The following is an 11954-nucleotide window of genomic DNA, read 5'->3' on the forward strand; positions in this document are numbered from 1 at the left end:
TGCAAAAAATCCCTCGGTTCAGCCGGGGGATTTTTCACTTTAACATTTGAATATAAACTTTATTTATTAAATACTTAAATCTTAAAGTTAAACTTATCATTCAAGTTTTTTAGCCATTTGCCAATAGCGTTCCATTTCTTCAAGCGTTGCATCCTGCATCTCTTTTCCGCCTGCGCGAACACCTGCTTCCATCGCCTTAAAGCGACGTTCAAATTTTACATTACAGGACCGCAACGCGCTGTCCGGATCCACATCCGCCCAGCGTGCCAAATTAACCACGGTAAATAACAAATCACCGATCTCGTCCTTGATCCGGTCTTTGGATGGTTGTGCGTGATGAACTTCTTCTTCGACCTCTTGCAATTCTTCCCGGATCTTATCCAGAACCCCATCCACATTGGGCCAATCAAAGCCAACTCGAATGGCACGTTTTTGTAATTTCAAGGAACGGGTGAGGGCGGGTAAACCACCCGCAACACCGTCAAGGGCAGATGGAATATCATCTCCGGCGCGCATTGCTTTTTCCTTGCGCTCACGTTCTTTTTGCTCCTCCCACGCAACCGTTTGCGCATCCGCTGTTTCAATAACCTCATCCCCAAAAACATGTGGATGACGCGATACCATTTTATCCGCAATGGATTTCGCCACATCATTGAAATTAAAAAGTTTTTCATCTTTTGCCATTTGCGCATGGAAAACCACCTGCAACAGCAGATCACCCAATTCTTCTTGCAGGTGAGGCCAGTCTTTATGCTCAATAGCATCCGCAACTTCATAGGCTTCTTCAATTGTGTGCGGGGCAATTGTTTCAAAGGATTGTTCAATATCCCAAGGGCATCCGTCTTCTGGGTCACGCAATTTTGCCATGATCGCCAACAGGCGAGACATCTCGTTCTCAAAAGAAGAGGAATCAAATTTTGTCACTTTTAAGCTCCCGACACAAAAAGACTGAAGATATTTGAACAGGCACCATGCCTGAGAACACCATCGCAAGAAAGTCGAAAATAGCAAAAAGCAAACAGATCAAGCGCGGAGCTCAACTGCAAACAAAACAGAATTAAGCGCAGGAAATTGACTCTAGTCGCAGCACAACCAGCAAACGAGCGCGAAGTTAAAGTAAATTATCCGCAGGGGAGCCATCTGCGCATTTCATGAAACCTCATCTTTTACAATATATCTTTTGTCGCATAATATATATTATGTATTATTTTAATACATAATATTTTTCATATGGTTATTTGGTATTAGCAGCATTCTTACCGTCAGTTAAGTCTTGGATATCTTTTTAATATTTTTAGGCATTTTATCGTCAGGACGTGCTTTAAGGTTTCTACTCTTACGCTGTCTTGCCTTGCATGGGCGCTGATAAAACAAACGGACCTGAAGACAAATACCCCACCTTTTGAAACAAACACACTCAATAAAACTTAGGGAGATTGACTCAATTTCATGAGTCTGTCGTAGATATAAAACACAACAAAAAACGCCCCTATTTTCACAGGGGCGTTAAATAGAATCAGTTTGTTGATTCTAATGATTTCGGATTCAGTTCCTTGAATCTAGACGTCGATAACCAACCCATCAAAACAAGGCTGGATATGTTTAGGCAACGTCTCTGACAGCGCGTTATAGTCCAACCCGCTGCCTAAATGCGTCAAAAACGCCTTCTCAGGCGCAATGTCTTTAACCCAACGCACCGCCTTTTCGACGTCCGCATGGGTCGGATGTGGTGCATCAACCAGCGTCCCAATCACCCAAACCTTGATCCCACGCAGTAAATCAAAACTTTCCGGTGGCATATTCACCACGTCCGTCGAATAAGCAAAATCCCCGATCCGATAGCCGATCGTCTCGCAATATCCATGATCCTGCACGATCGGCATGATTGATTGTCCGTTGATCTCAAACGCAACGCCACTTTCCACCACATGCGGCTTCAGGACCGGCTTATAAAAAACATCCGCCCCCGGTGCCAATGGTTCCAGAACATAGCCAAATCGTTGTTGAATATGATCCAGCGTTTCCTGATTAAGATAGATATCCAGCACTTCGTTCTGCGTGCGGTTTACGCTGCGCAGGTCATCAATGCCATGTAAATGATCCGCGTGACCGTGGGTATAAAGAACCCCGTCAATACGCGTGTAATCCTTACTTAAAAGCTGCTGGCGTAGATCAGGAGATGTATCTACTAGTAGAGATAGGGACTCATTTTCCACAAAAATGGATGGCCTAAGCCGCCTGTTTTTCGGATTATCAGGATCACACTTGCCCCAATAGGGTCCAATCCCGGGAACACCGCCTGAGGGGCCACATCCAAGGATCGTTACCCGCATATCAGCCTCGTTTCGCTTTGGAAAAGAGTGTGAAGTAATTATCTGTACTCTGTTTGGCAAACTCTTCTTCGCTGAGCCCTTTGATCTCGGCAACCTTGGCCGCCGTAAAGGCCGTATAGGCAGGTTCGTTACGTTTTCCCCGCTTGGGGATCGGGGCCAGATACGGTGCATCCGTTTCCACCAACAAGCGGTTCACAGGAACGTTTTTAATAGCGTCTCGTAGCTCTTCTGCCTTTTTAAAGGTCACAATGCCGGAAATAGAGATATAAAACCCCATTGCGACAACCCGCTGGGCAAATTCATCCGACGCTGAAAAACAATGGATTAAACCTCGGAACGGGGCTTTATTGTATTCGTCTTCAATAAGAGAAAGCGTGTCTTCTTCGGCATCCCGGGTATGAATAATCACCGGCAGGTCCAGCTTTCGTGCCGCCTCGATATGCGTGCGAAACTGTCTTTGCTGGATCTCGCGTGGGCTATGTTCATAAAAATAATCCAGCCCGGTTTCCCCGAAACCAACAACCTTGGGATCAGAGGCCCATTCAACCAACTGATCGACCGTCACTTCCGGTTCGCTATCAGCGTTATGAGGGTGAATACCGACTGTGCAAAAGATATTGTCGTGCGCCTTGGCAATCGCATGGACCTGATCAAATTTCGTCACATGGGTACAGATCGTCATCATGGTTTTCACACCGGCTTCTTCAGCGCGGGTTAAAACGGCTTCGAAATCTTCCTGAAATTCGGGAAAATCCAAATGACAATGGCTATCGACTAACATCTTTTTCGCTTGCAGGCTCAGACTTGCGTCAAAGCCCCCTTCTCTTTCGCTTTTTCCAGATCGGCAGAATTTAATTCATCCAGCTTGCCGTCTTTAAATTCAATTTCAAAAACGGTTTCTTTATTTTTCGGGTTCTGACGAAGTGCCCGTTTAATAAAGAACGTACCGTCCTTGCCTTCATAGGTCTTTTCCAATTCTTCATGATCAATAAAGCGCGGGAATACACCTTCGGGTTTTTCAAGTTTCGTGCCGGGCGTCAAGGCCCCTGCCTCACCACAAGCATCAAAATTGCGGTTTTCAGGGGCAATTTCCAACAAGCCCAGCATTTTATCCATGCTTGTCGGCATAAAGGGTTGTAGAACAAGCGCGACGTTGCGGATATTTTCCGCCAAGACATATAAGACCGTCGCCATACGGTCCGGGTCTTCTTTTTTCAACTTCCACGGTGCTTGCTTATCCACATAAGCATTCGCGGCACGGATCGCCAGCCAAATGGTTTCAATCGCATCGTTAAAGGCTTGTACATCGATTTTTTCACGCACGCCGGACACCAGATTATAAGCCTGAGCAATCATCACCTGATCCTCTTCGCTATAAGCCCCCGGTGCGGGAATAGCCTCATCACAGTTTTTGACAATCATGGACAAAACACGCTGAGACAAGTTGCCCAGATCATTGGCTAATTCGCTGTTCATACGCGTAACCATCGCAGAATGTCCGAAATCCCCATCATTGCCAAACGGGACTTCACGCAGCATGAAATAACGCACTTGGTCCAAACCGTACTTATTCACAAGATCGATCGGATCAATCACATTACCAAGTGATTTAGAAATTTTCTGACCTTCATTCGTCCACCAGCCGTGGGCAAACACCCGTTTTGGCAAGGGCAAATCTGCCGCCATCAGGAATGCAGGCCAGTAAACCGCGTGGAAGCGCAAGATATCTTTCCCCACCATATGCACATCCGCAGGCCAATATTTTTTATACTGTTCCGCTTCTTCATCGGGATAGCCAACCGCCGTCATATAGTTGGTCAGCGCGTCCATCCAGACATACATGATATGATCATCATCACCAGGCACCGGAACGCCCCATTTAAAGGTCGTTCTGGAAACGGAAAGGTCTTGAAGCCCCCCTTTTACAAAACTAATCACTTCGTTGCGACGCGATTTCGGCAGAATAAAATCCGGGTTTTCATCATAGAATTTTAGAAGCTTGTCTTCATAGGCCGATAATTTGAAGAAATAACTCGGTTCTTCCACCCATTCCACTTCTGCACCGGATGCCTTGGCAACGCGGGTACCGTCTGGTTTCTTTTCCAATTCGTCTTCGGTATAAAATGCTTCATCGCGCACCGCATACCAGCCTTCGTAACCGCCGAGATAAATATCCCCGCGTTCCTGAAGGCGGGTCCACAGGGCCTGACAGGCTTTCTTGTGGCGTTCTTCTGTCGTGCGGATAAAATCATCGTTGCTGTAGCCCATAAAGGCCGCCAAATCGCGGAAGTTTTGCGAAACACCATCCGTAAAGGACTTAGGGTCTACGCCTTTTGCATTGGCTGATTTTTCAACCTTTTGACCGTGTTCGTCCGTACCGGTCAGAAACTTCACATCAAAACCGTCCAAACGTTTGAAACGAGCCATCACATCGCAGGCCAACGAAGTATAGGCATGACCAATATGCGGTTTATCATTCACATAATAAATCGGCGTTGTGATATAAAACGGTTTAGATCCCGACATGGGGTTCTCCTGATTATAAAGTCAAACGTTTGAATAGGCGTTTATCTTTTCATTGCCCCTTCAAGAGCAAGAAAAGATGTCAACAGGGCTTGCTTGCGATCCAGATTACCGCTTTGTGCCTGATCGAAATTGGTGGATATTTTTTCCCACACATCCATCAATTGGGTTAAATCCGCACTTTGCAGGACACGGATCATCAAAGCGTCTTCGCTGTCACTCAGACCCAGCCCTGAGGTCTTACCCCGTGCCCCTTGCGAGATCAAGCGTCCTAACCACCAGCACAACAAGTCCCCCATCGTGCGAAAAGCATCATCGGCCCCCGCCCGTGCCATCTTATCCCCCAGCTTATGCAAGGCTTCCACGTCCAATTGCGGCAAGGTTGAAAGCAATTTCAACAGCTCTGAATGCAGTTCCAAACCACCTTCTTCATATAAAGAAAGTGCCCGCCCGAAGCTACCTTCTGCCAATTTTGCCAGACCTTGTGCATCTGCAAGTGACGAATCGGGGGCATGCTTGCCCAACAGGTCAATCAAAATATCATCACTTAACGGGTTAAGGTGTAAGGTACGACACCGTGAACGAATGGTCGGCAACAAACGCCCGGGATTATGGGCCAATAACAACAAGACAGCCTGTTCCGGTGGTTCTTCCAAAACTTTTAAAACGGCATTGGCGGAATTTCGGTTCATTTCATCAGCAGCATCAACAATCACAACACGCCAGCCGCCTTCTGCAGATGTTTTTCCCAAAAATGAGCCCACACCACGCACACGATCCACACCAATTACACCCTTGAAACGGTTTTTCTTTTCATCAAATTCCCGCTCAATCGTCATGACATCGCCATGTGCGCCCACTGCAATTCGGCGAAAAACCGGATCTTGCGGATCGACATGCAGGCTTTCAGGTTCCGTCGTCGGTAATTCCTCACCAAACAGCCCTGCCCCTTGGTCATCGCCGCCCGGGCGACCATATTTCAGTAAAAAGCGCGCAAAACGATAAGCCAACGTTGCCTTGCCAATACCGCGTGGCCCGGTCATTAACCATGCATGATGCAGACGGCCGGAATTATAACTTTCAAGCAACGTCTGTTCCGCCTCGGTATGACCCAACAAATCCGAGGTGTTTCGCGGAATGAGCTTTTCCGGCTCACTCATGACAACGTCACTCCGAGGTGCGTTTGGACATTACGACGGATATCAGACTGAATTTCGTCGATCGATTGTGTCGCATCGATAACACAACAGCGGTTTTGTTCCGCCTTGGCAATTTCCAGAAAACCAGCTTTCAGTTTTTCATGAAAACCCAAAGCCATTTTTTCATAACGATCTTCTGCATCCCCACGCCCAAGGGCACGTTGCAAACCTGTTTTCACAGGCAGATCCAATATAAATGTCAAATCAGGGCGATACCCGTCAATCGCGATATCCCAAAGATCATAAAGCGATTTTAAAGGCAAGCCATGTGCGTATCCCTGATAGGCAATGGTCGAGTCTGCAAAACGATCCGAAATCACCCAAGCACCCCGTTCAATCGCAGGCCAGACGGTTTTACATAAGTGATCTCGCCGGGCGGCAAAGTTAAGCAAGGCCTCACTCATTCCGTCCCAACGTCCCGCATCACCCGTTACCAGTAACTTTCGGATTTCTTCTGCGCCCTGGCTGCCACCGGGCTCGCGCGTCAAAACGACTTCAAGGCCAGTTTGTTCAAGGGATTCTTTCAGCAGGCGGACCTGTGTACTTTTGCCCGCCCCTTCGCCACCTTCCAAGGTGATGAAACGCCCTTTTATCATTAGCCGGTCACACCCCAGATAATTGATTTAAGCGCAGCGCCCAAGCGTCCCACAAAACCGAGACGACCAGCATCCTCTGCTGCATAAAGTGGAATTTCTACGCTTTTTGTATCCGGTGCGCTAATCACAACTTTTGCCAGTTCTTGACCTTTTTTAATTGGTGCGGGAATGGGGCCGTCGTATTTAACCGTGACTTTCATCTCGCGGCGGCTTTTGCGTGGCATCGTCACTTCCACATCTTGATCAATAACCAAACCAATCGTTTGTTTATCAGATAACCAAAGTTCAGCCTGCGTTACTTCTTCGCCTTTTTTAAACAGCGCATAATTATTGAATTCGCGGAAACCCCATTCCATCAAGCGTTCAGCTTCACTGGATCGCGCACGTACGCTGTTCAAGCCGTTTACGACAAGAACAAGACGCCGGTCATCACGTATGGCAGAAGATGTCAAACCATAGCCTGCTTCGGAAGTATGTCCGGTTTTCAAGCCATCGGCACCCATTGTTTTGTAAAGTAATGGATTACGGTTACTTTGACGAATACCGTTATATTTGAAATTCTTCTCGGCAAAAAATTTATAATATTCAGGAAATTCGCGTATCAACGCACGCGCCAAAATGGATAAATCACGTGCCGTCATACGTTGACCGGGATCAGGCCAACCCGTCGCATTGGCAAAAGACGAATTCGTCATGCCAAGTTCTAGCGCTTTTTCCGTCATTTCCACGGCAAAATTCTTTTCAGATCCCGATATGGCTTCTGCAACCACAATACAGGCATCATTACCCGATTGAATAATGATCCCTTTAATCAGGTCTTCAACACGTACTTTTTGACGTGGCTCCAAAAACATTGTGGAACTGCCCGACGCAGCCCCGCCTTTGCGCCACGCATTTTCAGATACGCTAAATTGGTCGTCCAATGACAAACGTCCGTCTTTCAAACGATCAAAGACGAGATAAAGCGTCATCAGCTTGCTCATAGAAGCCGGTGGCATACTGATATCGGCTTCTTTTTCAAGTAAAACATGACCGGTTTTGACATCGACCATGAAGGCTTCGCGTGCGATCGTATCAATCGCAAAAGATGATGTTGCAAAGAGTGAAGCGGCAAGTGCCGTTGACAGAAAGGTAGTGCGCAACCTCATTTTAGCCTTTTCCTTTTTCTATAATAATTTTCGCAGACGAAAAGCCTGCATTAATAACATCATTTAAAAGCTGGTCAGCTTGATCGAGATTTTCAAATGGACCAACCCGAACACGATAAAAATCGCGTCCATTCACCAGAACTTGCGAAATCTGGACATCACCGATATCCATCAATTGCGCCTTAACCCGGTTTGCATTGTCAAATTGCGAAAACGCGCCAGCCTGTATATACATACGTGTCGGTGAAACCGGATATGTACGAACGGCAGTATCTGTTTCTTTTACAACCGGCTCACTTAAAGCCGATTGTGCAGGCTGAGGTGCTGCCATCGCTGTCTGAACCGGCTGAGGTGTCGGTGCCATGGTTGCACCATTAGGGGCATCCAGACTTTGCGCACTGACCATTGGCTTTTGAATGGCACCGGATTTAATCGGTGCCTGATTCCCTGCAACCTGATTAACCAACGAATTTTTCAGAGCGAGGCTTTGATCCTTTAGAATCTCAACCTTTACCCGCGCCGTTCCTTCTTTCTCAAAACCTAATAACTGAGCCCCACGCCGCGACATATCTAATATACGTCCATGCGCAAAAGGACCTCGATCATTTACCCGAACCACTAACGAGCGACCATTTTCAAGGTTTGTAACGCGAACCAAAGACGGCAATGGCAACGTGCGGTGTGCCGCACTGACTTGGTTCATGTCAAAAACTTCACCGTTTGCCGTCGGCTTTCCATGAAATTTTGGGCCATACCAAGAAGCAATGCCCGTTTCCTCATAATCAAAATCTTCCGCTGGATAATACCAAACGCTTTGAATTTGATAAGGGTTACCGATTTTATACTTACCACTTACCCCGGATGAACCACCCGCATGTTTGACTGAACTGGATAGAAATTGCGTTTCCGCACACCCACTCAGCAGAACACCGGCCATCAGGGCCAATGCAATCTTTCCGGGGCCAAAAAATGTCTTCATTTTACAAACCTTGCTTGCCTTGGTGTGCCTACCATACTGCCCAATTGCCATCCCATCAACCCCGCCTTATTTCAAAAGGTCTAAAAGTTCGATACTGGGATATCCATCTGCCGGAAGACCTTTAGACTTTTGAAAGGCTTTAATGGCCTTTCGCGTGCGTGATCCCGCAATCCCATCAGGCTTACCAACATCGTGTCCCAGATCATTCAAGCGTGCTTGAATTTGCAACATTTGCGCACGACTAAGCGCTATTTCCTCGATTTGCGGCGTTTGTAACGGGCCGCCCCAGACTAATCGATCCGCCAAATGACCAACGGCAACCGCATAAAAGTTTGATCGGTTCCAATCCAAAATAGTGCGGAAATTTTCATAAACCAAAAATGCAGGTCCACGATATCCGCCCGGCAAAATCAAAGAGGCCTGCATATCTGCAACAGGTAAAGCGCCACCATCATTTTTAACTACCCCGAGATTGGCCCATTCTGCCAAATTCTTTTTTGTTCCCAAGCCAGTTAAATCCAGATTAAATCCATCAGGCAGTTTGACTTCCCGCCCCCATGTTTCGCCTGCTTGCCAGCCCGATTGTGACAAAAAGTTAGCCGCAGAATAAAAAACATCTGGCAGGCTTTTCCACATATCGCGCTTACCGTCCCCATCCCCATCGACTGCATAGGCCTGATAAGTCGTCGGCATAAATTGACAAAATCCCATTGCGCCAGCCCAAGAAGCCTTTACATCAAAAGGAATATCGCCCCGGTCCATAATCTGAAGAGCCGACATCAACTGTTTGGTAAAGAATTCAGAACGGCGTTCATCATGTGCCAAAGTCGTCAACGACTGGATCAAAGGAAAGACCCCGGTATAATCGCCAAAATTGGTTTCCAATCCCCAAAATGCGACCAAAAAACGCGGCTGCACCCCATATTTATCATGCACTTTTTTAAACAAAGCCGCATGTTTCTTTAAAAGGTCGCGTCCGCGTTGAATGCGCTTTTCAGAAATTCGTCCATTCAGGTATTTCCAGAAGGTCAAGGAAAACTCAGGTTGGCGACGATCCAGCTCCAACACCCGCTTGTTTAGTTCCAAACCATTCAAGGTATTATCCAGAGTATTTTTAGAAATTCCGGCACGGGCCGCTGTATTTCTGAAATCATTAAGCCATGATTGATAATCCACTTCGGCCTGCGCCGGTAATGTGGCACCGACCCAAAGAGATGCAGCCAATGCCCCTACTTTTAAAAAGCTTTTTTTATCAATCATGTATGCCTCTTCATATGATGGTTTGGAAACGGATTCCATTTCTTTCTGCTACCAGAATAGGCAAAAACCCCTAACCATTCGTGAAGAGAATTATGAAAAATCAGTCACATTCGCACAAGTTTTCACCTGTAATAAAATCACCAATTGTCTGCATAACCTGTGCGTTGTGAACGTTCGTGGATTGCATGGAATCGATTGCCGCCCGCCCGGTGGCAACATCCAGTTTTTCCCCCAGCAGACTTTCAATAAGGTCTGTTTCAAATTCCCGGCTAAATTCAGGGTGTGCTTGAAACGAAAGGGCGCGCCCTTCGTAACGCAACGCGGCAACCGGGCAATGTTCAGAACGGGCAAAAACAGTTGCTACAGGCGGAACTTCAACAACCTGATCCTGATGAATGGCATACAAGTCGAGGCAATCTCCCTCAACGCCTCTCATATTGCCTTGCAACTCGTATCGTTGAAATCCAAGCCCCCAGCCTTTTGGCGATTTAATCACCTTACCGCCTAGGGCTTGGGCAATCAACTGATGGCCGAAACAAATTCCAACTAAGGGAATATTGTTTTCATAAGCCTTGCGTGCAAAATTCAATAAACGGGTAATCCACGGTAAGTCTTCATAAACGCCACTGACCGAACCTGTAATTAACCACGCATCGCACGCGTCAACGCTATCGGGAAAATCATTTTCAAATACGCGATAGGTCTGAAAAGATAACGACGCTTTTTGTTCCGAAAGTCCTTGAATGAAGAAATCCTCATAAAGGCCATCGTATTTCTGCATAATTTTATCAGAAAAAGCCCCGCAGACCAGCAGCCCAAGCGTCGTCATTCATTGCCTACTTATATATAAAGACTATTTTGCGTCGATCAGACCGGATGTCGGGGAACTCGGGTCAGCATATTGCTTTTTAGGCATACGTCCGGCCTTAAACGCCAGACGACCCGATTCTACAGCCAGTTTCATGGCTTTTGCCATTGCAATCGGATCTTTTGCCCCGGCAATGGCCGTATTCATCAAAACACCATCACAACCCAGTTCCATCGCATAGGCAGCATCGGAGGCTGTCCCCACACCCGCATCAACCAAAACAGGGACTTTTGCATTTTGTTTAATGATCTGAATATTTACAGGATTGAGAATCCCAAGACCGGAACCGATGAGCGAGCCCAACGGCATAATCGCAACACATCCCATATCTTCCAACATCTTGGCGGCAATAGGATCATCTGAACAATAGACCATCACCTTGAAGCCTTCCTTGATCAGCATTTCTGCCGCTTTCAAGGTTTCAGGCATATTGGGGTAAAGCGTTTGCTGATCACCCAAAACTTCCAGTTTGACCAAGTCCCAGCCACCGGCTTCGCGGGCCAAACGCAAGGTACGCACCGCATCATCACAAGTGAAACAGCCTGCCGTATTGGGTAAATAAGTGTATTTTTTGGGATCGACATAATCAACCAGCATCGGTTGGCTTGGATCGCTGACATTCACACGACGCACCGCAACGGTTACAATTTCAGCACCACTGGCTTCAATCGCCACCTTGGTTTCTTCGAAATCCTTATATTTACCGGTCCCGACCAACAATCGGGAAGTAAAGTTTTGTCCGGCAATTTCAAATGTGTCGCTCACGTCTTAACATCCTCCGCCAATAAAATGTACGATTTCCAACTTGTCGCCGTCTTCCAGCATAACAGTGTCGAATTGTGATTTAGGCACGATTTCACGGTTGCGTTCAACCGCAACTTTTTTAGGGTCAAGACCGATCCCCAGCAGAAGTTTTTCCACAGATTGCGCCGTTTCCAGCGTTCTTTCTTCACCGTTTACAATAACAATCATGATTACTCTCAGGCTTTAAAAACGGGCCGAGTATGGACGAGGGTTTATAGATGTGCAAGGGGGCGATTAAAGAAAG

Annotated in this window: 10 protein-coding genes and 1 pseudogene; all 11 read right to left on the reverse strand. The window is 46.9% G+C overall.

Going from position 1 to position 11954, the window contains the following annotated elements; genetic code table 11:
- Positions 1-96: 96 nt before the first annotated feature.
- Positions 97-924: a nucleoside triphosphate pyrophosphohydrolase gene (gene mazG / locus ACI0FF_RS11055; RefSeq protein ID WP_419796906.1), complete on the reverse strand. Its 828-nt coding sequence runs from the start codon at positions 922-924 to the stop codon at positions 97-99.
- Positions 925-1559: 635 nt separating this feature from the next.
- Complete coding sequence (locus tag ACI0FF_RS11060) at positions 1560-2333, reverse strand: MBL fold metallo-hydrolase (protein ID WP_419796907.1); 774 nt, start codon at positions 2331-2333, stop codon at positions 1560-1562.
- Position 2334: 1 nt separating this feature from the next.
- On the reverse strand, positions 2335-3114 hold the full coding sequence (locus ACI0FF_RS11065; protein ID WP_419796908.1) for a TatD family hydrolase: 780 nt from the start codon (positions 3112-3114) through the stop codon (positions 2335-2337).
- Positions 3115-3131: 17 nt separating this feature from the next.
- On the reverse strand, positions 3132-4859 hold the full coding sequence (gene metG / locus ACI0FF_RS11070; protein ID WP_419796909.1) for a methionine--tRNA ligase: 1728 nt from the start codon (positions 4857-4859) through the stop codon (positions 3132-3134).
- 41 nt (positions 4860-4900) lie between these two features.
- Positions 4901-6016: a DNA polymerase III subunit delta' gene (locus ACI0FF_RS11075; protein ID WP_419796910.1), complete on the reverse strand. Its 1116-nt coding sequence runs from the start codon at positions 6014-6016 to the stop codon at positions 4901-4903.
- Positions 6013-6651: a dTMP kinase gene (gene tmk, locus ACI0FF_RS11080; protein WP_419796911.1), complete on the reverse strand. Its 639-nt coding sequence runs from the start codon at positions 6649-6651 to the stop codon at positions 6013-6015. Before tmk ends, ACI0FF_RS11075 begins: the two co-directional genes overlap by 4 nt.
- Positions 6651-7799: a D-alanyl-D-alanine carboxypeptidase family protein gene (locus ACI0FF_RS11085; RefSeq protein ID WP_419796912.1), complete on the reverse strand. Its 1149-nt coding sequence runs from the start codon at positions 7797-7799 to the stop codon at positions 6651-6653. Before ACI0FF_RS11085 ends, tmk begins: the two co-directional genes overlap by 1 nt.
- Position 7800: 1 nt before the next feature.
- Positions 7801-8778 (reverse strand): septal ring lytic transglycosylase RlpA family protein, encoded by a 978-nt coding sequence (locus ACI0FF_RS11090; protein WP_419796913.1) that lies wholly within the window; start codon positions 8776-8778, stop codon positions 7801-7803.
- A gap of 66 nt (positions 8779-8844) precedes the next feature.
- Positions 8845-10038, reverse strand: a complete 1194-nt coding sequence (locus ACI0FF_RS11095; RefSeq protein WP_419796914.1) for a lytic murein transglycosylase — start codon at positions 10036-10038, stop codon at positions 8845-8847.
- Between the two features lie 100 nt (positions 10039-10138).
- Positions 10139-10867, reverse strand: coding sequence for a type 1 glutamine amidotransferase (locus ACI0FF_RS11100; RefSeq protein WP_419796915.1), 729 nt, complete (start codon positions 10865-10867; stop codon positions 10139-10141).
- 24 nt (positions 10868-10891) lie between these two features.
- Positions 10892-11878, reverse strand: a pseudogene (gene thiS / locus ACI0FF_RS11105) (sulfur carrier protein ThiS).
- Positions 11879-11954 lie beyond the last annotated feature (76 nt).

Source organism: Terasakiella sp. 4MB5A, from assembly GCF_050058155.1.
Classification (GTDB): Bacteria; Pseudomonadota; Alphaproteobacteria; order Rhodospirillales; family Terasakiellaceae; genus Terasakiella; species Terasakiella halodenitrificans.

Excerpts from the sequence above, each read along its gene's own strand:
- ACI0FF_RS11060 (WP_419796907.1), bottom strand. The coding sequence starts at position 2,333 with ATGCGGGTAACGATCCTTGGATGTGGCCCCTCAGGCGGTGTTCCCGGG.
- ACI0FF_RS11065 (WP_419796908.1), bottom strand. The coding sequence starts at position 3,114 with ATGTTAGTCGATAGCCATTGTCATTTGGATTTTCCCGAATTTCAGGAA.
- metG (WP_419796909.1), bottom strand. The coding sequence starts at position 4,859 with ATGTCGGGATCTAAACCGTTTTATATCACAACGCCGATTTATTATGTG.
- ACI0FF_RS11075 (WP_419796910.1), bottom strand. The coding sequence starts at position 6,016 with ATGAGTGAGCCGGAAAAGCTCATTCCGCGAAACACCTCGGATTTGTTG.
- tmk (WP_419796911.1), bottom strand. The coding sequence starts at position 6,651 with ATGATAAAAGGGCGTTTCATCACCTTGGAAGGTGGCGAAGGGGCGGGC.
- ACI0FF_RS11085 (WP_419796912.1), bottom strand. The coding sequence starts at position 7,799 with ATGAGGTTGCGCACTACCTTTCTGTCAACGGCACTTGCCGCTTCACTC.
- ACI0FF_RS11090 (WP_419796913.1), bottom strand. The coding sequence starts at position 8,778 with ATGAAGACATTTTTTGGCCCCGGAAAGATTGCATTGGCCCTGATGGCC.
- ACI0FF_RS11095 (WP_419796914.1), bottom strand. The coding sequence starts at position 10,038 with ATGATTGATAAAAAAAGCTTTTTAAAAGTAGGGGCATTGGCTGCATCT.
- ACI0FF_RS11100 (WP_419796915.1), bottom strand. The coding sequence starts at position 10,867 with ATGACGACGCTTGGGCTGCTGGTCTGCGGGGCTTTTTCTGATAAAATT.